Annotated in this window: 26 protein-coding genes and 1 pseudogene; 13 read left to right on the top strand and 14 right to left on the bottom strand. The window is 59.1% G+C overall.

The annotated features are described in order from the left end of the window. Positions 1 to 41 precede the first annotated feature (41 nt). The 3 genes from ACJ8MK_RS00825 to rluE are packed head-to-tail and all read right to left on the bottom strand — an operon-like array spanning position 42 to position 1485. Positions 42 to 488 (bottom strand): NUDIX hydrolase, encoded by a 447-nt coding sequence (locus ACJ8MK_RS00825; RefSeq protein WP_041034763.1) that lies wholly within the window; start codon positions 486 to 488, stop codon positions 42 to 44. Between the two features lie 9 nt (positions 489 to 497). Continuing rightward, positions 498 to 836: a lysozyme inhibitor LprI family protein gene (locus ACJ8MK_RS00820; protein ID WP_033638222.1), complete on the bottom strand. Its 339-nt coding sequence runs from the start codon at positions 834 to 836 to the stop codon at positions 498 to 500. Between the two features lie 22 nt (positions 837 to 858). Further along, positions 859 to 1485, bottom strand: coding sequence for a 23S rRNA pseudouridine(2457) synthase RluE (gene rluE / locus ACJ8MK_RS00815; RefSeq protein ID WP_033653870.1), 627 nt, complete (start codon positions 1483 to 1485; stop codon positions 859 to 861). Between the two features lie 131 nt (positions 1486 to 1616). On the opposite strand from rluE, the gene icd reads away from it, so the two are divergent. Next, positions 1617 to 2870, top strand: coding sequence for an NADP-dependent isocitrate dehydrogenase (gene icd, locus ACJ8MK_RS00810; RefSeq protein WP_033638224.1), 1254 nt, complete (start codon positions 1617 to 1619; stop codon positions 2868 to 2870). A gap of 74 nt (positions 2871 to 2944) precedes the next feature. On the opposite strand, the gene uspF is transcribed toward icd, so the two are convergent. The 3 genes from uspF to ACJ8MK_RS00795 all read right to left on the bottom strand — a co-directional run bounded on the left by uspF (position 2945) and on the right by ACJ8MK_RS00795 (position 4082). Beyond that, positions 2945 to 3394, bottom strand: a complete 450-nt coding sequence (gene uspF / locus ACJ8MK_RS00805) for a universal stress protein UspF (RefSeq protein ID WP_049234402.1) — start codon at positions 3392 to 3394, stop codon at positions 2945 to 2947. Positions 3395 to 3608: 214 nt separating this feature from the next. Then, a complete protein-coding gene (locus ACJ8MK_RS00800; protein ID WP_033638226.1) occupies positions 3609 to 3836 on the bottom strand; it encodes a YgdI/YgdR family lipoprotein in 228 nt (75 codons plus the stop codon). A 12-nt stretch (positions 3837 to 3848) separates the two neighbouring features. After that, the gene (locus ACJ8MK_RS00795) at positions 3849 to 4082 is read right to left on the bottom strand and encodes a YgdI/YgdR family lipoprotein (RefSeq protein WP_033638227.1); all 234 of its coding nucleotides are present in this window, start codon (positions 4080 to 4082) and stop codon (positions 3849 to 3851) included. Between the two features lie 346 nt (positions 4083 to 4428). Between ACJ8MK_RS00795 and tolA the strand changes: the two genes are divergently transcribed. Next, positions 4429 to 4872 carry a cell envelope integrity protein TolA gene (tolA, locus tag ACJ8MK_RS00790; protein WP_442517435.1) on the top strand — a complete coding sequence of 148 codons (444 nt, stop codon included), beginning with the start codon at positions 4429 to 4431 and terminating at the stop codon, positions 4870 to 4872. Positions 4873 to 5021: 149 nt separating this feature from the next. Here the strand turns inward: tolA and ACJ8MK_RS00785 are convergent, their stop codons facing one another. Continuing rightward, the gene (locus ACJ8MK_RS00785; RefSeq protein ID WP_033646366.1) at positions 5022 to 5312 is read right to left on the bottom strand and encodes a hypothetical protein; all 291 of its coding nucleotides are present in this window, start codon (positions 5310 to 5312) and stop codon (positions 5022 to 5024) included. A 145-nt stretch (positions 5313 to 5457) separates the two neighbouring features. On the opposite strand from ACJ8MK_RS00785, the gene ACJ8MK_RS00780 reads away from it, so the two are divergent. Continuing rightward, positions 5458 to 5877 carry a GNAT family N-acetyltransferase gene (locus tag ACJ8MK_RS00780; protein WP_442517434.1) on the top strand — a complete coding sequence of 140 codons (420 nt, stop codon included), beginning with the start codon at positions 5458 to 5460 and terminating at the stop codon, positions 5875 to 5877. 60 nt (positions 5878 to 5937) lie between these two features. Here ACJ8MK_RS00780 and ACJ8MK_RS00775 read toward each other — a convergent pair whose 3' ends face one another. After that, the gene (locus ACJ8MK_RS00775; protein ID WP_033646364.1) at positions 5938 to 7053 is read right to left on the bottom strand and encodes an AI-2E family transporter; all 1116 of its coding nucleotides are present in this window, start codon (positions 7051 to 7053) and stop codon (positions 5938 to 5940) included. Between the two features lie 294 nt (positions 7054 to 7347). Here ACJ8MK_RS00775 and ACJ8MK_RS00770 point away from each other — a divergent pair, with 294 nt between their 5' ends. Then, on the top strand, positions 7348 to 7485 hold the full coding sequence (locus tag ACJ8MK_RS00770; protein WP_162837928.1) for a hypothetical protein: 138 nt from the start codon (positions 7348 to 7350) through the stop codon (positions 7483 to 7485). A 64-nt stretch (positions 7486 to 7549) separates the two neighbouring features. Here the strand turns inward: ACJ8MK_RS00770 and ACJ8MK_RS00765 are convergent, their stop codons facing one another. Next, positions 7550 to 8761 (bottom strand): MFS transporter, encoded by a 1212-nt coding sequence (locus ACJ8MK_RS00765; protein WP_442517433.1) that lies wholly within the window; start codon positions 8759 to 8761, stop codon positions 7550 to 7552. A 227-nt stretch (positions 8762 to 8988) separates the two neighbouring features. Between ACJ8MK_RS00765 and ACJ8MK_RS00760 the strand changes: the two genes are divergently transcribed. Next, complete coding sequence (locus ACJ8MK_RS00760; RefSeq protein ID WP_049234405.1) at positions 8989 to 9447, top strand: hypothetical protein; 459 nt, start codon at positions 8989 to 8991, stop codon at positions 9445 to 9447. Positions 9448 to 9546: 99 nt separating this feature from the next. Continuing rightward, on the top strand, positions 9547 to 9963 hold the full coding sequence (locus ACJ8MK_RS00755; RefSeq protein ID WP_442517432.1) for a DUF2000 family protein: 417 nt from the start codon (positions 9547 to 9549) through the stop codon (positions 9961 to 9963). Positions 9964 to 9975: 12 nt separating this feature from the next. Here ACJ8MK_RS00755 and ACJ8MK_RS00750 read toward each other — a convergent pair whose 3' ends face one another. Beyond that, positions 9976 to 10326 carry a GFA family protein gene (locus tag ACJ8MK_RS00750; RefSeq protein WP_033653875.1) on the bottom strand — a complete coding sequence of 117 codons (351 nt, stop codon included), beginning with the start codon at positions 10324 to 10326 and terminating at the stop codon, positions 9976 to 9978. A 140-nt stretch (positions 10327 to 10466) separates the two neighbouring features. On the opposite strand from ACJ8MK_RS00750, the gene ACJ8MK_RS00745 reads away from it, so the two are divergent. The 3 genes from ACJ8MK_RS00745 to ACJ8MK_RS00735 all read left to right on the top strand — a co-directional run bounded on the left by ACJ8MK_RS00745 (position 10467) and on the right by ACJ8MK_RS00735 (position 12611). After that, positions 10467 to 10676 carry a hypothetical protein gene (locus ACJ8MK_RS00745; protein ID WP_025160266.1) on the top strand — a complete coding sequence of 70 codons (210 nt, stop codon included), beginning with the start codon at positions 10467 to 10469 and terminating at the stop codon, positions 10674 to 10676. Positions 10677 to 10827: 151 nt separating this feature from the next. Further along, on the top strand, positions 10828 to 11898 hold the full coding sequence (locus tag ACJ8MK_RS00740; protein ID WP_442517431.1) for an SMP-30/gluconolactonase/LRE family protein: 1071 nt from the start codon (positions 10828 to 10830) through the stop codon (positions 11896 to 11898). A 68-nt stretch (positions 11899 to 11966) separates the two neighbouring features. Further along, positions 11967 to 12611, top strand: coding sequence for a Qnr family pentapeptide repeat protein (locus ACJ8MK_RS00735; RefSeq protein ID WP_049234408.1), 645 nt, complete (start codon positions 11967 to 11969; stop codon positions 12609 to 12611). A gap of 6 nt (positions 12612 to 12617) precedes the next feature. On the opposite strand, the gene ACJ8MK_RS00730 is transcribed toward ACJ8MK_RS00735, so the two are convergent. Further along, the gene (locus ACJ8MK_RS00730; protein ID WP_047571642.1) at positions 12618 to 13019 is read right to left on the bottom strand and encodes a hypothetical protein; all 402 of its coding nucleotides are present in this window, start codon (positions 13017 to 13019) and stop codon (positions 12618 to 12620) included. 560 nt (positions 13020 to 13579) lie between these two features. Between ACJ8MK_RS00730 and cspE the strand changes: the two genes are divergently transcribed. Then, positions 13580 to 13792 carry a transcription antiterminator/RNA stability regulator CspE gene (cspE, locus tag ACJ8MK_RS00725; RefSeq protein WP_033638238.1) on the top strand — a complete coding sequence of 71 codons (213 nt, stop codon included), beginning with the start codon at positions 13580 to 13582 and terminating at the stop codon, positions 13790 to 13792. A gap of 114 nt (positions 13793 to 13906) precedes the next feature. Then, positions 13907 to 13985: pseudogene (locus ACJ8MK_RS00720) on the top strand. Positions 13986 to 14198: 213 nt separating this feature from the next. Here ACJ8MK_RS00720 and ACJ8MK_RS00715 read toward each other — a convergent pair. Further along, complete coding sequence (locus ACJ8MK_RS00715; RefSeq protein ID WP_016928046.1) at positions 14199 to 14876, bottom strand: isochorismatase family protein; 678 nt, start codon at positions 14874 to 14876, stop codon at positions 14199 to 14201. A gap of 253 nt (positions 14877 to 15129) precedes the next feature. Between ACJ8MK_RS00715 and ACJ8MK_RS00710 the strand changes: the two genes are divergently transcribed. Continuing rightward, positions 15130 to 15558 carry a universal stress protein gene (locus ACJ8MK_RS00710; protein WP_033638240.1) on the top strand — a complete coding sequence of 143 codons (429 nt, stop codon included), beginning with the start codon at positions 15130 to 15132 and terminating at the stop codon, positions 15556 to 15558. 315 nt (positions 15559 to 15873) lie between these two features. Then, on the top strand, positions 15874 to 16629 hold the full coding sequence (locus ACJ8MK_RS00705; RefSeq protein ID WP_025302549.1) for an SDR family NAD(P)-dependent oxidoreductase: 756 nt from the start codon (positions 15874 to 15876) through the stop codon (positions 16627 to 16629). 43 nt (positions 16630 to 16672) lie between these two features. On the opposite strand, the gene ACJ8MK_RS00700 is transcribed toward ACJ8MK_RS00705, so the two are convergent. Both ACJ8MK_RS00700 and puuC read right to left on the bottom strand, forming a co-directional pair. Beyond that, positions 16673 to 17953: an NAD(P)/FAD-dependent oxidoreductase gene (locus ACJ8MK_RS00700; protein WP_033653879.1), complete on the bottom strand. Its 1281-nt coding sequence runs from the start codon at positions 17951 to 17953 to the stop codon at positions 16673 to 16675. 11 nt (positions 17954 to 17964) lie between these two features. After that, entirely contained in the window at positions 17965 to 19461 is a 1497-nt protein-coding gene (puuC, locus tag ACJ8MK_RS00695) for an aldehyde dehydrogenase PuuC (RefSeq protein WP_101455827.1), read from the bottom strand. Positions 19462 to 19472: the final 11 nt, after the last annotated feature.

Below are 19472 nucleotides of genomic sequence, written 5' to 3'. Positions count from 1 at the left end.
GCCGCGCCGGCGCACTGTTCATCTTGTGCTGCCCCGCGCCCTTAAAACGGCCAGGCGAAGCTGCCGACCAGCGACAGCGGGTAGCGCTCCGGCTGCTGGTAGCTGCGAATGCTCTCCGCCACCAGCGCGGAACGCAGGTTGGGCGCCTGCAGAATCTCGTCGGCGCTCAGCCACAGGCAGCGATCGATATCGCTGTCGTGCGGCTCGGTCGGCAGCGGCTGTTCCAGCTCGATAACGAAGCAAAAACGCAGGAACGGCGTGCGATCCGGCGCGATCCACTGGTGCAGGCGCAGGAACGCCTGCGGCGCGGCGCGGATGCCGGTCTCTTCCCACAGTTCGCGCTCGGCGGCCTGCACCAGCGTCTCGTCGGCCTCCAGGTGGCCGGCCGGCTGGTTCCAAAGCGCTTTGCCGTTGATGGTCTCTTCGACCACTAAAAATTTGCCGGCGGCGTGCACCACGCAGGCCACGGTGACGTGCGGTTTGAACATGCGCTCTCCTTACAGCGGTTTGTCGATGCGGCGGTAGATATCGTCCAGCTCGGCGATGCGGGTGCGATAGCTTTTGAGCAGGCAGGCGGTGTCGCCGCCGCACCGCTGGCGTTTTGCCAGCCAGTCCTGCTGGCTGTCCTGCATCGCGCCGCGCGCGCCCATGGCGAACAGGCCGCGCAGGAATTGATATTTTGTGGCCATTTGCACGTCCAGATCGTTCAGCGTGCGGTCGGCGCAGATGGCGCGTTCATCGCTGCCTGCCGCCTTGGCGCAGTCGAAGCTGGCGGCCTGGGCGGCGAGCGGGGCCGCCAGTGCGGTGAACAGCAGCGCTGTCAGTGTGTTCCTCATGGCGCCTCCATCAGTTATCGGTCTACAGGGAATCGATGCTTTTCCATTCACCAGGTTGCAGTGAACCCAGCGAAAGATTACCCATACTGTAGCGAATCAGGCGCAGGGTAGGGAACCCGATATGCGCCGTCATGCGACGCACCTGGCGGTTTCGCCCTTCATACAGGGTGATTTTCAGCCAGCAAGTGGGGATGGATTTACGTTCGCGGATCGGCGGGTTGCGTGGCCACAGCCACTGCGGCTCGGCCACCAACTCCACCCCGGCGGGCAGCGTGGGGCCGTCTTTCAGCGTGACGCCGCTGCGCAGCGGCGCCAGATCGCTCTCCTGCGGCGCGCCCTCGACCTGCACATAATAGATTTTGCCGGTGCGTTTGCCCGGCTGGGTGAGCTGCGCCTGCAGCTGGCCGTCGTTGGTCAGCACCAGCAGCCCTTCGCTGTCGCGATCCAGGCGCCCGGCGGCGTAAACGTCGGGGAAGGGGATGTACTCTTTCAGCGTGGCGCGGCCGGCTTCGTCGGTGAACTGCGGCAGCACGTCGAAGGGCTTGTTGAATAACACAATTCGGCGCGGCCCCTTCGGCGCGGCGGGTTTGGCGGCATTCGGCTTGCTGAATCGTTTAACTTTGTGATTTCTAACAGAGAATTTTTTCATAACGGTTGAGATTACGGATGATAAGCGCATTATAACCGAATCCGTTTCGGATTGGCGCGGACCGAATATTCAAGTAGTATCTACACGCATCTTACAAAGCATTAACAAAATTGCGCTTGAAGGAGAGGTTGATGGAAAGCAAAGTAGTTGTTCCGGCAGAAGGTAAAAAAATCACGGTTGACGCCCAGGGTAAACTGGTTGTTCCTCATAACCCGATCATCCCGTTCATCGAAGGCGACGGCATCGGCGTTGACGTGACTCCTGCCATGATCCACGTGGTTGATGCGGCCGTTAAAAAGGCTTACCACGGCGAACGTAAAATCTCCTGGATGGAAATCTACACCGGCGAAAAATCTACCCACGTTTACGGTAAAGACGTGTGGCTGCCGGACGAAACTCTGGACCTGATCCGCGACTACCGCGTCGCCATCAAAGGCCCCCTGACCACCCCGGTCGGCGGCGGCATCCGTTCTCTGAACGTGGCCCTGCGCCAGCAGCTGGACCTGTACGTGTGCCTGCGCCCGGTGCGTTACTACCAGGGCACCCCAAGCCCGGTGAAACAGCCTGAGCTGACCGACATGGTGATCTTCCGTGAAAACGCCGAAGACATCTACGCCGGCATCGAGTGGAAAGCCGGCTCCGCCGAAGCGGACAAAGTGATCAAATTCCTGCGCGACGAAATGGGCGTGAAGAAAATCCGCTTCCCGGAGCAGTGCGGTATCGGCGTGAAGCCATGCTCCGAAGAAGGGACCAAGCGTCTGGTGCGTGCGGCGATCGAATACGCCATCACCAACGACCGTGACTCTGTGACCCTGGTTCACAAAGGCAACATCATGAAGTTCACCGAAGGTGCCTTCAAGGATTGGGGCTATGAGCTGGCGCGCGAAGAGTTCGGCGGCGAGCTGATCGACGGCGGCCCATGGCTGAAGATCAAGAACCCGAACACCGGCAAAGAGATCGTGGTTAAAGACGTGATCGCCGACGCCTTCCTGCAGCAGATCCTGCTGCGCCCGGCGGAATACGACGTGATCGCCTGTATGAACCTGAACGGCGACTACATCTCCGACGCCCTGGCTGCCCAGGTCGGCGGCATCGGCATCGCACCGGGCGCCAACATCGGCTCCGACTGCGCGCTGTTCGAAGCGACTCACGGCACCGCGCCGAAGTACGCCGGCCAGGACAAAGTGAACCCAGGCTCCATCATCCTGTCCGCAGAGATGATGCTGCGTCACATGGGCTGGTTCGAAGCGGCTGACCTGATTGTTAAAGGCATGGAAGGCGCCATCGCCGCCAAGACCGTGACCTATGACTTCGAACGCCTGATGGAAGGTGCTAAACTGCTGAAATGCTCAGAGTTTGGCGACGCTATCGTAGAGCACATGTAAGTGTGTTTGGCGTTTGAATGAGAGCGGGAGCCTTAGGGCTCCCGTTTTTTTATTGTTCAAATGGGCATGGGATATCAAGGATTGGCCGATTCACGCACCACCAGCACCGGGCAATTGGCGTGGCGCACGACGGCGGTGGCATTGGAGCCGAGGAGGTAAGTGATCGCAGAAGGGCGGTTGGAACCCATCACAATAATTTCCGCATTAAGCGCATCAGCGAGTTCCAGGATCTGATCTTTAGGATCGCCGACGGCCACGTGCGTGGTCACTCTATCTTCAGGCACGCTGAATTCTTTGGCCGCTTTCGCCAACCCTTCGGTCGCTACCGCAATGATTTCGTCTTTGGTTTCTATCGCCGCGGTGGCGGCAAAGCCGAAAGCGGCGTAGGTGGCGCGTGACGGGATCACCGCCAGGAAATGGACGTGGGAGTCTTCGAGCTTGGCGAGCGCGTTGACATGTGGGATGACCTGCTGCGTTAATTCCGGCTCGGTAATATCGACTGGAACCAAGATAGTTTTATACATACTCCCTCCTTATCGTTATCAAATAACTCCACTTCTTGGATTATAGCTGTTCGACGCAGGGAAAGGAGAGATCCGTATGGCAAACCCGGGAACGTTGGCGCTGAAATGTCAGGTGTTCGACGTTATCGTTAAATGCAGGCAAGTACGCCGGGTTTTAGAGTAGAAAGGGAGCCATTGGCTCCCTTGGTGTTAGCTGGCTGAGATTATCGGAACCTTAATGAGGGATCTCTGAAACCTCTTTGACTTCCGTCTTGTTGATTTGCTGTTTAACGCCATTGGCGTCGGTATAACCGAGCAACCCGGCAGAAGTTTCTTTCGGCTTGCCGTCACTGATGAGCGTTCGACCGTCGTGGGTATGGATGGCGTAGCTGGTGCGTGTGCAGCCTGACAGTGCGGCGATGGCAACCAGGGCGATCGCGGGAAGAACAAGCGTTTTTTTCATTTGAAGCTCCTTTTAGTTATCCAACTCACTCATGTTTGCAATCTGGTCTCGATTGATCTGTTCCGTTTTGCCTGTTTCAGCGTTTCGATAGGAGACTAACCCGGTATCTGTATCGACCTGAGGTTTGCCGTCGGTGACAATGGTCTTGCCATCCGTTGTTTTGATCGCCTGATTGGAAGCGCAGCCCGCAATGAACATCACCGTAGTTGCAGCAAGAAGCGCGGCAAAGAGTCGTTTGCTTTTCATACCTACCATCCTGGTTACTTAAACGAATTTAATATCAGGAAAATAAGTATAGGCAGATTTTCCAGATTGCCAGGGTTGAAAGTGCTTATGGTGGGATAAAAAAGTAAGAATAACTTAATTTATTGATGGGGTGATTACCCATTCGGGAGATGTCGACAGGTCAGGGGGCTCAGGCGTGCGGCCCGGTGAGGGGGTTAGGGTTTCATATCATCATCTACTCACGATTTTCCGCGCGCCAGTGCGTGATGTCATTGGTGGTTTGGCGTTAATTCTGTATAAGTATTCACCGGGGATCTTTTCGAATACAACGTTGATTCGGCTGATAATCATCCATAAGGACAGGGATATGAAAATAACGCATTCAGGCTATAAAAACGGCGCCGCCACCTTATTGGCGGCGATGCTCGCACTGGCATTAACGGGGTGTGCCAAGAGCACTGTCCCCAGCCAAAACGATCCGGCGAATAAAGAGGCCGATGACCTTTTTGCCAACCTTGGTGACCCAAAGACGCCTGTGCCGGGAAAAGAGAAAGAACAGTATTTTGCCCAGTTGCTGGCCGTGATTCAAAGCCATTTGAAAGATGCAGAAGCCTACTCAGGCAGAAGTTGTACATTGCGCATCAAGCTGGCGCCGGATGGTCTGCTGATCAGCGTTCGGGCTGAACAAGGGGAGCCGCAACTTTGCCAGGCCGCGATAAAGGCAATCGTCAATGCGCGTTTGCCTAAGCCGCCAACGGCCGCGGTTTACGAAGCGGTCAACAACGGCACGTTGGAGTTTCGGCCGATATGAAAGTAAAGGGCGGCAACTGCGATGCCAGATAATTAGACCAAAAGTCGCAGGCCGTACTTTCATGCGGCCTGTGAGTATTGGGTTGTGCAATATTTCGTATAGCGTTTCCTAATGTTGAATCCAGTCTTCACGGCATATGTTGCCAAGACTTACCGATACATCATTGCGCTCACGCGCTCGCTTCGATCTTTAAAACCGTTGCTGCGCATCGTGACCACGTAATAGCGGTAGTGATGCTTCTGCGCGTACTCGCGCACCAGCTCTTCGGCAAACAGGCCGCTGAAGGTGACGGTGGTGACGAAGGTCAGCCCTTTCACTTCGTAGGTGCTGATCTCTTGCGGAGTGCCGATATACGGCGGCGGGAACACGGTTTTGTGGAACTGGCAGCCCGCCAGCAGCAGGGTAAACAGCAGGGCGGCGGAGATTTGCGGTATTTTCATCGGGAAATGTTTTCCTTCCTTGGCGTGTTTTTAGTAACTCTATAATAGGATTACAAAATCTGGCGGGGATGTAAAAATTATCCCGCTTCGGTTGCCGTTTCGTTGAAGCGGCACCGCCGTCATCCATACGAATGAGGGGTTAAATATGCTTGTGCGCCTTGCTGCTGAAACCGATGTCGCAGCCCTGATCGCCCTGGACAGCGTTGCTCAGAATGCGCCGCAGCGCGCGGCGCAAATCCGCGCCTGGTGCGCGCAGGGCATCTGTTTTCTTGCCGAGGAACAGGGCATGGTGATGGGCTATGGGGTGCTGCACTATCACTTCTTCGGCTGCGGCTTTATCGAGATGTTGATGGTCGGCGAGCGCTATCGCCGCCGGGGCGTCGGGCAGGCGCTGATTGCGGTGTTGAAGTCCCATTGCCGTCACCCGAAGCTGTTCACCTCCACCAATCGCTCCAACCTGCCGATGCAGCGGCTGCTGCTGAACGCCGGGTTTGTCGCCAGCGGCCAGATTGACAATCTCGATGACGGCGATCCGGAGCAGGTCTTTTTTATCCCGGCGCGCTGATACAGAACCACTGACAAAAAAGGGGCCCATTGGGCCCCTGCGTGATTCGCTGCGGGAGGTTTACTCCACCGCGTCGGGATGATTTTTGCCTTCCTCGATAAACGCTTCGTCGATCTCTTCGATGTTCTCCTCGCTGTCGCGGCCGGACAGAATGTTCCAGCAGGCGATGAACAGCGCGGCGATCAAGGGGCCGATGACGAAGCCGTTGATGCCGTAGATCTCCATGCCGCCCAGGGTGGAGATCAGGATCAGGTAGTCCGGCATTTTGGTGTCTTTGCCCACCAGCAGCGGGCGCAGAATGTTGTCCACCAGGCCGATCACCACCACGAAGAACACTACCAGGAAAATGGCTTTCCATAGCATGCCGGTAGCGAAGAAGTAGATCACCGCCGGCACCCAGATGATAGCGGAGCCTACGGCCGGGATAATCGACAGGAACGCCATCAGCGCGCCCCACAGCAGGCTGCCGTCGATGCCGGTAAAGTAAAACGCCAGCCCGCCGAGCGCGCCTTGCACCACGGCGACCACCACCGTGCCCTTGACGGTGGCGCGGGAGACGGCGGCGAACTTCACGAACAGGTGGTGTTTTACGTGCTGGGAGAGCGGCAGCGCTTCGAGCGCCAGGTTCACCAGATAGGGGCCGTCTTTCAGCAGGAAGAACAGCAGGTAGAGCATCACGCCGAAGCCGACGACGAAGTTGAAGGTGCCCTTGCCGATCAGGAAGACGCTGCCCGCCAGATATTGCCCGCCCTTGAGCGCCACCTCGGAAAGTTGCTTTTGTATCTCGGCGGCGCTGTTGAGGTTATGTTCCGCCAGGAAGCGCTGCGCCCAACCGGGCAGGTGGCGCATAAAGTCCGCCAGCATGGTCGGCAACTGGCTGTTGTTGGTCTGCAGCTTGGTGTAGATCACGTTGAATTCCATCGCCAGCGACGAGGCGATGATCGCCAACGGCGTGAACACGATCAGGCAGATCAGCGCCACCGTCAGCAGCGACACCACGCCGTTGCGTTCGCCGACGTACTGCTTCAGTTTCTTTTTTACCGGATGGAAAATCACCGCCAGAATGACCGCCCACAGCACCGAGGAGTAGTAAGGCCCCAGCACGTCGAGAAAGGCGGCGGTAACGATGAACAGGATCAGAATAAAGAATCCCTTGGAAATGCCTTTAGACATCATAGTCGTCCCTCAAAAGATGAATTTTCAGCATAGATGAACTGAATGAAAACAACACTATCATCACCTTTACTTAACCGGTAGGGGATTTTTAGTGGCGTATTCCATAGGGTTATTAAGGGCAAGGCGGGCGCCGCAGGGTGAACAGACGGCGGCGTGAGAAAAGAAAGAGGGCTAAATAATTAACAAAATTTATCGATTGTGTTTCATTTTGTGAGCCGCGCTTGCCGCCTGCGCCAGGCTTTCCTAGTGTTGATGAGGGCGGCCGTTCGCCCGATACCACGAAGGAGTATGCAAATGACTGAACACAAACGACTCGGCGTCATCGAGAAGACGCTACTGATCGCCTTTGCCGGCCTGCTGGTGTATTTCGCGGCCACCGGCGCCTTGTCATTGTCGGGTCTCGATCATCATTGGCCTTATCCTTCGCGATAGGCAGGCACCTGCACCAGGGAAAATTCAGCACCGCTTATAACAACCAGAACCACCTTTCTGCTTATCACCCCGCCTTATGCCGCCGGCTGAGAAAAGCCAGCGCCAACAGCGCCCCTGATACGGCCGCCGCCAGCACCAGCCAGGCCGGGGCCGCCCAACCGGCTGCGGCCACGATGGCGCTCAGCGCAACCGGGCCGATCACCTGGCCGAGATAGTTCCCCTGCATCACCAGCCCCAGGCTCAGCGGCAGCAGCGTCGGTTCCGGCGTCGCCGCCGGCGTGGCGGCCAGAATGGTGGCGGGCAGCATGCCGGCGATGGCGCAGAACAGGAAACACAGCGGGATCAGCAGGGCGTTGGGCGTTATCGGCAAGAAAATGCCGATGCCGAAGACGCCGATGATCAGGCTGGTGGCCGCGAGCAGGCTACCGGCACGCAGACCGCGCGACAGCAAGAGCCCGGCGGTGAGGTTGCCGATGATGTTCGCCGCCACCGCCGCCGCGCTGATACCGCCGGCGGCCGCCAGCGTCAGACCGATGCGCTGCATCAGGAAGATCGGCAGGAAGGTCATCACCGAGAAAAATTGCAGGTTGTAGGCGGCGAACATCAGCGCCAGCAACAGCGGTCGGCGCGCCCGCAGCAGGGCGCCCAGCGCTTGCCGCAGCGGCAAGGACGGCGCGTGCGCCTCGGCGGTGCGGCGGGACGTGGTCAGCGGCAGCAGCAGGGCGGCCAGCAGCGTCAGCGCCGCACCGGCCTGCCAACTCTGCTGCCAGCCGGCGAGATGGGGGCCGAAAAACAGCGAAATGGCGATGCCCGCCGGCATGAAGGTGCTCCAGATGCCGAACACCAGGCTGCGCTGCGCCGGGGCGACGATGCGGTTCAGCACCGCCGGCGAGGCGACCACCACGATCACGAAGCCGAGGCCTTCGACAAAGCGGCTGACGATCAACCCGCTGAAGTCGTGCAGCGCGGCGCCGGTAAAGCTGGCGGCGCTGATGATCAGCAGCCCGAGCGCCAGCAGCCGCCGGTCGCCCCAGCAGCGCACCAGCAGCCCGGCGGCGATGCCGCCGAACACCCCGACGAAGGGAAAGGCCGAAATAACCCAGCTCAGCGCTTCGAGCGAACGGCCGAATTCGGCCTCCAGTGCCGGCAGCGCGATGGTGGCCTTGCCCACGTGCAGCGCGGCGGCGATGCCGGCGAACAGCACGTTGATGACGGCTAGCCAGGGCGTGGCGGCGGGGAGAACGCGGTCGATGGCGTCCGGTTTAATCGCGGTCATAACACTCTCCAGTGGCGGTAACGCCATCACTATGTGCTCTTGCAACGGCTCAGGTCGTTCAAATGCTGCGCTATCACGTGGGGAAATTATTCATTTCGAGCTTTATTGAGCGCCTTCGTTGTTTGGTTCGCCAGCGTGCCGCCCGGCGTGGACGCTGATCCCCCTGCAGCGGTTTACTGTTCCGGCACGCAGCAGGCGTGTTGAATTCATTTTATAAGGAGCAGTGTATGTCAGAGATGATGAACGAGAGTGGGGCGCCGGCCATTGAATGGAGCTATGGCGGCCGGGGTGATGATATCAGCAGCAGCCTGAGCCTCGACACGGTTGAGGAGCAGCCGCAGGGTTTCTTGATGACGGTCGATCGGCCGGTGCAGATCTTTAAAGATGCGCTGTCGCCGATGATGGCCTTTATCACGCTGCTGCGCCCGCTGTACGCCAAAACGAGCGAGGGTTTCCAGTACGTGCCGGTTTCCAACCCCTGGACCGACGTGCAGCGCCTGCCGGCCAGCGCAGGCTATCTGGGCGTGCAGGTCAACGCCGGGCTGTTCTTCCACGGCGCCAAGCCGACGCACTATAAAGATCGCGACGGCCAGATGAAACCGATCGACGGCGGCACGCTTTTGCAGCACATCACCGTGCTGCATCAGGTAGCGCAGCCACTCGGCCCGGGTGAAGGCGCCGCCTGAGCCGGCAGCGTTATTACGGGGGCCGGACGCGGCCCCTTATCGCGCCTTGAAACCGTGCGCAGGTTGGATAAAACTGACTGCCTATTCAAGGAGAAGAGTATGTACAGCGACAACGAGAAAAAGTTTTATATCATCCTCAACCGCAATCACGAACCGGCCACGCTGTTTAACGCCTCCTGCCATCTGACGGCGGGCATCACCGATCTGATCGAACAGCGCGAGTTTCACCACTACCCGAGCAGCCTCGACGGCGTCAGCGCCAATATGAGCCACTATCCGATAGTGATCCTGCAGGCTAAAAACAGCAGCCAGCTCAGCAACCTGATCCTCAAATGCAAGGAAGAGGGCGTGCTGTCCAACTTCTTCACCACCACCATGCTGTCGCACTCCGCCGAACAGCAGATCGCCGACACCGCCACCCCCCCTTACGAACAGCTGGATTTCGTGGCGGTGGCGCTCTACGGCGACGCCGAACAGCTTAAGCCGTTGACCAAGAAGTTCTCCGTCTACCGCTGAAAACGCGGCATCTCAGACGCTGGCGCCGTCGTAGCTGTGGATCTGCAACGCATCCAGCGCGACGTCAGGCACGCAGCGCAGGTTGACGGCGCACATCGCGGCGCCGTCCGGCGCGGTGCCGTAGGCGAAGGGCTGAGCGCCGCAGACTCGGCAGAACTGATGGCGGATCTTGTGCTGATTGAAGGTGTAGGCGCTGAGTTGGTCCTGGCCGCTGTTGAGTGTGAAAGCGCTGATGGGGAAGAACGACAGCAGCAGCCCTTTGCGGCGGCAGATCGAACAGTTGCAGCTGAGGGCCTCGGTGGGCAGTTCGGCGTCCACGGAGAAGGTGACGGCGCCGCAGTGGCAGCTTCCCTGGAATGGCATGGCGATGGTCCTGTAGCAGGGGGCGTGTTTGCCCAGTATAGTGCAATTTATCGTCACTCGGCCGCGCAGGGCCTGGTTTCCTTAGTAAATGCGCGGTTTTCTGGTAGGTTAGAGGTTAACGTCATCAAAAGGAGATCGCGATGTTAGAACATTACTATCCGGCCAATATGGGCGCCAAACCGGTCACGGACGAACAGCATAAACGGCTGGTGGCGGTGCAGGCGGCGCTGGAGCTGATCAAGGCCACGCTGTCGGATACCAACGACGGCAACGGCGTGGACTTCCAGCTGAAGGCGGCGGAGAAGCACATCGGCCCGATGGCCGACGCCATTCAGGAAGCCCTGAAGTAACGGTTCGCCGTCGCCTCAACCGCCCGCCCGGGCGGTTTTTTTTGCGCCGATTACTGCGATTTTTTTAGTAGCGCATTGCCTTTTTCCCGGCTGGTGCCGTGAGCGGCGCGATCCTACTCTAGCGATCCGAGTCCTCATCAGGATCATGCTTATGTTCCGCTTCAGCCTCTTTTCTTTCTTGTTGCCGCGGTGCCGGCGCCTCACCCAGCTTGCCGGCGCCGCGCTGTTTCTCAGCGGCGTCATGCAGGCGCAGGCCACGCAGCGCATCGAATTCTCGCCGGATGCCGCCGGCGCCTACCCTGAAGGCATCGCCTGGAATGCGCGCGCCGGTGCGTTCCTGGTGTCGTCCCTGCGTGGCGGGCAGCTCGGCCTGGTCTACCCGGATGGCCGCTATCGGCGCTTTTCCACCGGCAGTGGGCTTATCACCACCTCCGGCATGCTGGTGGACGCCGAGCGCAACCGGGTGCTGGTGTGCAACGAAGACGTGGGCGTATCCCTCAACTCAACCTCCGGCACGCGCAATCGCGTGGCGCAGGTGCTGGAGTTCAATCTCGATACCGGCGCGCTGCAGCAGACGTACGATCTTTCATCGTTAAGCCGTGGGCCGACGCTGGCCAACGATCTGGCGCTCGACGCGCAGGGCAATATCTACGTGACCGACAGCTTCCAGCCGCAGATTTACAAGATTGACCGGGCAACGCGCCAGGTATCTATTCTGGTGCGCTCGGCGCGTTTGATGCCCGCCGACGCACCCGCCGCAGCGCAGGGCACGCAGCCTTATCTCAACGGCATCGTGTATCACCCGGATGGCTATCTGATTGCGGCAGACTACACCCGCGGGCTGTTGTGGAAGGTGACGCTGGATAACGCATCTGCAATAAGTGAAATCAGGCTGCCGCAGCGGCTGAAAGGGCCGGACGGGCTGCGGCTCAAAAACGCCCATGAATTGGTGATCGTACAGTCTTATCCGGGGAGAAAAGGGGGCATGTCCGGCAACGTAACGCTGCTCGCCTCGAGCGACGGCTGGGCCAGTGCGCATCTCGCTGCGGTCGCCACGCCGCCGGGATTGGATGGGCCGACCGGCGCCGCGCTGCGCGATGGCGAGGTGTGGGTGGTCAACTCCCGTTACCCCCGTTTGTTTGCCGACGTCGCTCAGGCGGAGAGAACCAGGACGTTCAGCATCGTCAAGGTGGCGTTAGAGCGGAGGCCCGCCGATCGGTGATGGTTGCCAACTCAGCTGGAATAGGATTAAATGCCGCACCGACTGTATAAATAAACAGGTGCGCTGCGATGAGTCTGATGTTGAAGGGTGAAAAGATTGACCGTAACCGCTTTACCGGCGAGAAGATTGAAAACGGCAGCTTTATGCTGTGTGATTTTTCGGGCGCCGATCTGACCGGCACCGAGTTTATCGGCTGCCAGTTTTACGATCGTGACAGCCGACAGGGCGGCAATTTCAGCCGTGCGGTACTCAAAGACGCCAGCTTCAGAAGCTGCGATTTGTCGATGGCCGACTTCCGCTACGCTAGCGCCCTGGGGCTGGAGATCCGCGAATGCCGCGCGCAGGGCGCCGATTTTCGCGGCGCCAGTTTTATGAACATGATCACCAGCCGCACCTGGTTTTGCAGCGCCTATATCACCAAAAGCAACCTGAGCTACGCCAACTTCGCCAAGGTGGTGCTGGAGAAATGCGAGCTGTGGGAAAACCGCTGGCACGGCGCACAGGTGCTCGGCGCCAGCTTCAGCGGCTCCGATCTGTCCGGCGGCGAGTTCTCCGGATTCGACTGGCGCGCCGCCGACGTCACCCAGTGCGATTTGAGCAATGCGGAACTGGGCGAATTGGATTTACGCACCACCGATCTGCAGGGGGTCAAAATGGACAGCCACCAGGCCGCGCAGCTGCTGGAGCGGCTGGGGATCGCGATCGTCGGCTGAGGGGGATTAAGGCGATGATTGGGCAAATAAGCGATTGAAGGCTTTATCCGCGTCTACGGGAATGCGGCGTTGCATTACCGGGATAGTGAAGCGCGGATCCTGTGAGAGGTGGCGAGCTTGCTCGTTGAGCGGCACGACGGCGATGGCCAGATTGTCGTTGGCCTGCATAACGCCTTCCTGTTCGAACAGGGCGAACACCGGTGCGGTGTGCGCAGTACCCAACGAGCAAGCCGAAATCCAATAGTGCCCGTCTTGGGCAAATTTGCACTGTGCCGTTTGCAGGCTAATTGCGCTGATCTGTTTGGCGATCAAGGCATTCGCGTTTTCCACATAGCTTGGCGGTGCCGGCTGGCAGCCTGCCAAACTGAGTGTCAGCGCAGCTAGCGTCAGTGTTCTTTTGCCAATCATAGCCATCCTTGAGGTCATTTCCTGCGAATATAAATAATTATCGTAGCAACGATAATGTACCAGTGTCGAGAACAGATTGATTTATTAAGTTTTTATGGCTTTTTCATGACGATTAAGCGCTTCTCCCCGCTTTTATAGCAGAGAGCGGTTTCGCGTGAAGGGAAGAACATAACGCGGAAGCGGCGGCTATTTGCGCTTTTATAGTCAGCCCCGGTGCTGTGAGCTTTGGCGATCAGCGCTGCGAGTCTAGCTGTTCGTTGTGTTTCACTCCGCCCGTAGCGACAGGCGTCAGCGGCCTTTTGCGATAATAAATTTATGAGCCATATGAATATAATTTAAAATATATCTTGCTTAAATAACTCAGCCGTGTGTAAATAGCGTCATCGGTTTGTAGTACAGACTTTATGAAAGCAGTTTTAGTAAAGCAGTTCTCAGTATTAGCGATATCCCTCAGATACCTCTTCTTCCGCGAATTTTCTTCTCTAGTGCCCCATAAGTTTCCAATAAAAACAGACCTCTATCGCCCTATGGCGTCGCAAAAATATAAAGGAAATATCTCTATGTCTACTAAAATGACTGGTTTGGTAAAATGGTTTGATGCAGGTAAAGGCTTCGGTTTTATCACCCCGGCAGACGGCAGCAAAGACGTGTTCGTACATTTCTCTGCTATCCAGAGCAACGATTTCAAAACGCTGGACGAAGGCCAACAGGTTGAGTTCACTATCGAAAATGGCATGAAGGGCCCTTCTGCCGGCAACGTGGTCGCGTTATAATTTTCGGCCGAGGTCCGATTTCTTACGACAGTGATGAGGGTTTAAGTCGGAGCAGTTAAGAAATAACGTCCTCAGCCTGAATAAACTCCGGGTTCGCCCGGAGTCTTTACCAATACGTCATTAGCTCAGCAGGAAGAGCGGCAACGAAATTATCCGTTGGCGGACTGGGGTTCGATTCCTCGATGACGTTCCAATAATTAATTATTATTGGCAACAGAAAAACAGATTGCCGCAGAATTAATAACGCCGCGTTTCAGTCTATTTTTCTGTTGTGAAAAAGTCGCGCTTAGGCTGCGTAATGTTGGAGTGTTGGATGGACGCTTACGCCATAACATGACAGCCGGGAAAGTCACCGGCACGCGATTCATAGCCCCGGCCTTGGCCGGGGTTTTTTATGCCCGCGATCTTAACGCTGGGAGTCCAGCAGTTCGTTGTTTTTCACCACGTCCTGCGCTTTGAGGTAGCTCTCGATCAGCAGTTGATAGGCCGGGAAGATTTTGGTGTAAACCTCGGCCCACTGCTGAGCGTCGGCGCGGTTCCAGCTGCCCTGCAGCTCCGAGGCCACGCCGGCGGTGTCGATCGGCACCACGCCGGCCTGCACCACGCGCGCCAGGGTGATTTCCTGCGCCATTTTCGAGTAGGTGCCGGAGGCGTCGATCACCGCGAACACTTTATAGCCTTCGGCCACCGCGCTGATGGACGGGAAGGCCATGCAGACGCTGGTGATGGTGCCGGCGATGATCAGCGTCTTGCGGCCGGTGGCTTTGACCGCCGCCACGAAGTCCGGGTTGTCCCAGGCATTGATTTCCCCTTTGCGGGCGACGTATTGCGCGTGCGGCGCATTCTGATGGATTTCCGGGATCAGCGGGCCGTTCGGGCCCTGCGGCACTGAAGCGGTGGTGATCACCGGCAGTTTGCTGAGGGTGGCGATGCTGGCCAGTGCGGCGGCGCGGGCGCGCAGTTCGGTCATCGGCATGTCGGCGACGGTCTGGAACAGGCCGCTCTGGTGGTCGATCAGGAGCATGACGGCGTCATTGGCATCAATAACAGGACGCTGGCCGTTGAAGTTGGCTGGAGTGCTCATGGTTTTTTCCTTCTCTTGTCGTGAGGTCAATGGATATCTGCTTTGATTGATAAGGCTGAAACTCAGCGCTTGCCTACAGTGTAGGGAGGGGAGAAAAATCCGGTAGACCGCAAAGGCGGGATGCATCGTTCCACAGATGGAACGATTGCGAGACAGGCGAGCGAACCGGCGCTAGGCTAAACTTAAGGTGCATGAGAAACATGCGGCAAGGAGCGCCATCCTGTTTACGGAGTTGACGAGGAGGGCCGCCATCATGGCTTATCGGCATATCGTTGTCGCCACGGATCTCAGCGAAGACGCCGAGTTCCTGCTGGGCAAGGGCGCCAGGCTGGCCGCCGCGCTCAATGCCCAACTTTCCCTGATCTATATCGACATTCATCGCGCCGGTTATTACGTCGATCTGGGCGTGGGCGATTATAACTACACCGATCGCACCTTTTCAGAGCGGGTGAAGAATATGCTCAATGCGATCAAAGGGCAGTCGTCGTATCCGGTTGAAGAGGTGATCGTCAGCCGCGGTGCGTTGACGGAGGAACTGAACCGGGTGGCGAAGGAGAAAGGGTTCGATCTGGTGATCTTCGGCCACCATCACGATGTCTGGAGCCGACTGGTCTCTTCGGCGCGTCAGGCGATCAACGAGCTGAACGTCGATCTGCTGGTGATCCCCATCGAGAAAAAATAGTCGCGGCCGCCTGCGGGCGGCTGCCGTTTTTCATTCACATCGCTTATCTCTGAGCGGCCATAACCGCCTATCCGCAATAGTCCCGCTGGCTGACAATCCGCCAGGAAAATAGTGACGGGCCGGGATTTTATTCTATCCATCAATATGTTGGCCAAAATCCGATAAAGGTTAACCCAGCGCATTGAAATCACTGACATACCTCCTTTTGGTTAATAAACCGCACGTTTTGACTGGCGCTCAGGGGAGGGGCGTCTTATCCTCGGGGCAATGAGATTTGTATGACTTATATAAATACGTTCACATGGAGGAGGTCTCATGCGTTTTGACAATAAAGTCGTGGTTATCACCGGTGCGGGCAATGGCATGGGGGAAGCGGCGGCGCGGCGGTTCTCCGCCGAGGGCGCCATCGTGGTGCTGGCCGACTGGGCTAAAGAGGCGGTAGACAAGGTTGCCGCTTCGCTGCCGAAGGGCCGGGCGATGGCGGTGCATATCGACGTGTCCGATCACGTCGCGGTTGAAAAAATGATGAACGAGGTGGCGGAAAAACTGGGCCGCATCGACGTTCTGCTGAACAACGCCGGCGTACACGTGGCGGGCAGCGTGCTGGAAACCAGCGTCGATGACTGGCGGCGCATCGCCGGGGTCGATATCGACGGCGTGGTGTTCTGCTCCAAATTCGCCTTGCCGCATCTGCTGAAGACCAAGGGCTGCATCGTCAATACCGCGTCGGTGTCCGGCCTGGGCGGCGACTGGGGCGCGGCCTATTACTGCGCGGCGAAAGGCGCGGTGGTCAACCTGACGCGCGCCATGGCGCTGGATCACGGCGGTGACGGCGTGCGTATCAACTCGGTCTGCCCGAGCCTGGTGAAAACCAACATGACCAACGGTTGGCCGCAGGAAATCCGCGACAAGTTCAATGAGCGCATCGCGCTGGGGCGCGCTGCGGAGCCAGAAGAAGTGGCGGCGGTGATGGCGTTTCTGGCCAGCGACGACGCCAGCTTTATCAATGGCGCCAACATTCCGGTCGATGGCGGGGCGACCGCCTCGGACGGCCAACCGAAGATCGTCTAAGCGTTAACGCACAGGCCCGGCCAGGATGACCGGGCCTGCTGTTTTAGACGCCGATGCGGTCGCGCAGCGTGTAGTAGGCCGCGCCGATGGCGGTGAACGGGATCTGCAGATTGCGCCCGCCGAAGAACGGCAGGTGCGGCAGCTTGGCGAAGGCGTCGAAGCGTTCGGCGTCGCCGCGCATCAACTCGGCGATCAGCTTGCCCGCCAGATGGGTACAGGTCACGCCGTGGCCGCTGTAGCCCTGCATGTAGTAGACGTTATTCTCCAGCCGGCCGAACTGCGGCATGCGCGACAGCGTCAGCAGGAAGTTGCCGGTCCAGCGATAGTCGATACGCACCCCTTTCAGCTGCGGGAAGGTCTTCAGCAATTTTGGCCGGATCAGGTTGTCGATGTCGTCCGGATCACGCGCGCCGTACACCACGCCGCCGCCGTACAGCAGGCGATGATCGGCGGTGATGCGGTAGTAATCCAGCAGGTAGTTACAGTCTTCCACGCAGTAGTTCTGCGGGATCAGCGCCTGCGCGATCTCCGGCGCCAGCGGCTCGGTGGCCACCACCTGAGTGCCGCACGGCATGCTGCGCTTGGCCAGCCGCGGCTCCAGCTTGTCGCCCAGATAGGCGTTGCCGGCGACGATGACGAAACGCGCCTTCACCTGGCCGTTGGCGGTGCTGATCAGCGCCGGTTCGCCGTGGCGGATGTTCGTCACCGCCGATTGCTCGAAGATGCGCCCGCCCTGCAGGCGGATCGCCTCGGCCTCGCCCAGCGCCAGATTGAGCGGATGGATGTGGCCGCCGCTGTGATCGAGCAGCGCGCCGACGTAGCGATCGCTGGCAACCTCCTGGCGCACCCGGTCCGCATCGAGCAGCTCGAGCTGGGTATTGCCGTAACGTTCCCAGTTGCGTTTCTGCTCGATCAGCGCATGGAACTGCTTGTTGTTCAGCGCGGCGAAGATGCCGCCGGGGCGATAGTCGCAGTCGATGGCGTAGCGGCTGATGCGGCTGCGGATGATCTCCGCGCCTTCAAACATCATGCTGCCGAGCAGGCGGGCGCTTTCCGCGCCGTAGCGCTCTTCAATCACATCGATGTCGCGGCTGTAGGAGTTGACCAACTGGCCGCCGTTGCGGCCGCTGGCGCCGAAACCGATGCGCGCCGCTTCCAGTACGACCACGTTATAGCCGGCTTCCACCAGAAACAGCGCGGAGGAGAGGCCGGTATAGCCGCCGCCGATCACGCAGACGTCGCACTCGATCGATTCGTTCAGTTGCGGATAGGGCTGATGTGCGTTGGCCGTGGCCGCATAGTAGCTTTTTACGTGTTCAGTCATGAGATAAGCCCTTATTCCAGCGAGATCCAGGTAGTTTTCAATTCGGTGAACTTGTCCAGCGCGTGCAGCGATTTGTCGCGGCCGTTGCCGCTCTGCTTGTAGCCGCCGAACGGCACGGTCATGTCGCCGTCGTTGTAGTTGTTGACGAATACCGTGCCGGCTTTCAGCTGGCGCGCCATGCGGTGCGCACGAGCCAGATCGCGGGTCCAGACCGCGGCGCCGAGGCCGTAGTCGCTGTCGTTGGCCAGCTGCAGCGCCTGTTGCTCGTCGTCGAAGGTAGTCACCGCCAGCACCGGGCCGAAGATTTCATCGCGCGCCACGCTCATGGCGTTGTTCACCTGGGTGAGGATGGTCGGCCCCAGATAACCGGCGTGGTCGCCCTGCGGATGGTCGCGCCCGTCGAGGAACAGCGCGGCGCCCTGGCTCAGCCCTTGATCGATATAGCCGGCCACTTTCTCGCAGTGGCCGCTGTCGATCAGCGTGCCCATCACCGTGTCGGGATCGAGCGGATCGCCGGGAGCGAAGGCCGCCGCGTGTTTGCGCAGCGCCTGCAGGAATTCCTGCTGAATGCTCGCCTCTACCAGCAGGCGAGTGCCGGCGATGCACACCTGCCCCTGATTATAGAAGATGCCGGCGGCGGCGCTGCGGGCGGCCTGATCCAGATCCGGACAGTCGGCGAAGACGATATTGGCGCTCTTGCCGCCGGCCTCAAGCCAGACGCGTTTCATGTTCGATTCGCCGGCGTAGATCATCAGCTGCTTTGCCACCGGCGTGGAGCCGGTAAAGGTGAGGGCGTCGACGTCGCGGTGCAGCGCCAGCGCCTTGCCGGCGTCGTGGCCATAGCCGGGCACCACGTTCAGCACGCCGTCCGGCAGCCCGGCCTGCTGCGCCAGCTTGCCGAGCAGGATGGCGCTGAGCGGCGATTTTTCGGAGGGTTTGAGCACCACGCTGTTGCCGGCGGCCAGCGCCGGGCCGAGTTTCCAGCAGGCCAGCAGCAGCGGGAAGTTCCAGGGCACGATGGCGCCGACCACGCCGATCGGCTCGCGCTCGATCAGCGCCAGCGCCTCGCGGCCGGTGGGGGCGATTTCGCCGTAGACCTTATCGATCGCTTCGGCGTACCAGCGAATGCAGCGAATGGCGCCCGGCACGTCGTCGCGCAGGCTGTGGCGAATCGGTTTGCCGGTGTCCAGCGTTTCCAGCAGCGCCAGCTCTTCGTGATGCTGCTCCATCAGATCGGCGAAGCGCAGCAGCGTGGCTTTGCGCTGCGCCGGGGCGGCCTGCGCCCAGTCGCCGCGTTCAAAGACGGCGCGCGCCGCGCTGACCGCCCGATCGATGTCGGCGGCTTCGCCGCGCGCAACCTGCGCCAGCTCACGGCGCCCGGCGGGATCTTCCACGGCGAAAAATTTCCCCGCGGCGGCCGGCTGGTAGTGGCCGTCGATAAACAACCGGTGCTCAATCTTCAGGGTCTGCGCCCGTTGTTGCCAATACTGCAAATGGTGAAAGTTCATGCCTGGCTCCG

This window comes from Serratia sp. CY38905, assembly GCF_052168875.1.
Taxonomy (GTDB): domain Bacteria; phylum Pseudomonadota; class Gammaproteobacteria; order Enterobacterales; family Enterobacteriaceae; genus Serratia; species Serratia sarumanii.
Note: the sequence above shows the minus strand (reverse complement) of the source record. Positions and strands in the feature narration are given on the sequence as shown.

Excerpts from the sequence above, each read along its gene's own strand:
- tolA (WP_442517435.1), top strand. The coding sequence starts at position 4,429 with ATGAAAATAACGCATTCAGGCTATAAAAACGGCGCCGCCACCTTATTG.
- uspF (WP_049234402.1), bottom strand. The coding sequence starts at position 3,394 with ATGTATAAAACTATCTTGGTTCCAGTCGATATTACCGAGCCGGAATTA.
- ACJ8MK_RS00795 (WP_033638227.1), bottom strand. The coding sequence starts at position 4,082 with ATGAAAAGCAAACGACTCTTTGCCGCGCTTCTTGCTGCAACTACGGTG.
- puuC (WP_101455827.1), bottom strand. The coding sequence starts at position 19,461 with ATGAACTTTCACCATTTGCAGTATTGGCAACAACGGGCGCAGACCCTG.
- icd (WP_033638224.1), top strand. The coding sequence starts at position 1,617 with ATGGAAAGCAAAGTAGTTGTTCCGGCAGAAGGTAAAAAAATCACGGTT.
- ACJ8MK_RS00740 (WP_442517431.1), top strand. The coding sequence starts at position 10,828 with ATGTTCCGCTTCAGCCTCTTTTCTTTCTTGTTGCCGCGGTGCCGGCGC.
- ACJ8MK_RS00730 (WP_047571642.1), bottom strand. The coding sequence starts at position 13,019 with ATGATTGGCAAAAGAACACTGACGCTAGCTGCGCTGACACTCAGTTTG.
- ACJ8MK_RS00710 (WP_033638240.1), top strand. The coding sequence starts at position 15,130 with ATGGCTTATCGGCATATCGTTGTCGCCACGGATCTCAGCGAAGACGCC.
- ACJ8MK_RS00735 (WP_049234408.1), top strand. The coding sequence starts at position 11,967 with ATGAGTCTGATGTTGAAGGGTGAAAAGATTGACCGTAACCGCTTTACC.
- ACJ8MK_RS00750 (WP_033653875.1), bottom strand. The coding sequence starts at position 10,326 with ATGCCATTCCAGGGAAGCTGCCACTGCGGCGCCGTCACCTTCTCCGTG.
- ACJ8MK_RS00715 (WP_016928046.1), bottom strand. The coding sequence starts at position 14,876 with ATGAGCACTCCAGCCAACTTCAACGGCCAGCGTCCTGTTATTGATGCC.
- ACJ8MK_RS00780 (WP_442517434.1), top strand. The coding sequence starts at position 5,458 with ATGCTTGTGCGCCTTGCTGCTGAAACCGATGTCGCAGCCCTGATCGCC.
- ACJ8MK_RS00800 (WP_033638226.1), bottom strand. The coding sequence starts at position 3,836 with ATGAAAAAAACGCTTGTTCTTCCCGCGATCGCCCTGGTTGCCATCGCC.
- ACJ8MK_RS00825 (WP_041034763.1), bottom strand. The coding sequence starts at position 488 with ATGTTCAAACCGCACGTCACCGTGGCCTGCGTGGTGCACGCCGCCGGC.
- ACJ8MK_RS00770 (WP_162837928.1), top strand. The coding sequence starts at position 7,348 with ATGACTGAACACAAACGACTCGGCGTCATCGAGAAGACGCTACTGATC.
- ACJ8MK_RS00820 (WP_033638222.1), bottom strand. The coding sequence starts at position 836 with ATGAGGAACACACTGACAGCGCTGCTGTTCACCGCACTGGCGGCCCCG.
- ACJ8MK_RS00765 (WP_442517433.1), bottom strand. The coding sequence starts at position 8,761 with ATGACCGCGATTAAACCGGACGCCATCGACCGCGTTCTCCCCGCCGCC.
- ACJ8MK_RS00760 (WP_049234405.1), top strand. The coding sequence starts at position 8,989 with ATGTCAGAGATGATGAACGAGAGTGGGGCGCCGGCCATTGAATGGAGC.
- ACJ8MK_RS00775 (WP_033646364.1), bottom strand. The coding sequence starts at position 7,053 with ATGATGTCTAAAGGCATTTCCAAGGGATTCTTTATTCTGATCCTGTTC.
- ACJ8MK_RS00785 (WP_033646366.1), bottom strand. The coding sequence starts at position 5,312 with ATGAAAATACCGCAAATCTCCGCCGCCCTGCTGTTTACCCTGCTGCTG.
- rluE (WP_033653870.1), bottom strand. The coding sequence starts at position 1,485 with ATGAAAAAATTCTCTGTTAGAAATCACAAAGTTAAACGATTCAGCAAG.
- ACJ8MK_RS00745 (WP_025160266.1), top strand. The coding sequence starts at position 10,467 with ATGTTAGAACATTACTATCCGGCCAATATGGGCGCCAAACCGGTCACG.
- ACJ8MK_RS00755 (WP_442517432.1), top strand. The coding sequence starts at position 9,547 with ATGTACAGCGACAACGAGAAAAAGTTTTATATCATCCTCAACCGCAAT.
- ACJ8MK_RS00700 (WP_033653879.1), bottom strand. The coding sequence starts at position 17,953 with ATGACTGAACACGTAAAAAGCTACTATGCGGCCACGGCCAACGCACAT.
- cspE (WP_033638238.1), top strand. The coding sequence starts at position 13,580 with ATGTCTACTAAAATGACTGGTTTGGTAAAATGGTTTGATGCAGGTAAA.
- ACJ8MK_RS00705 (WP_025302549.1), top strand. The coding sequence starts at position 15,874 with ATGCGTTTTGACAATAAAGTCGTGGTTATCACCGGTGCGGGCAATGGC.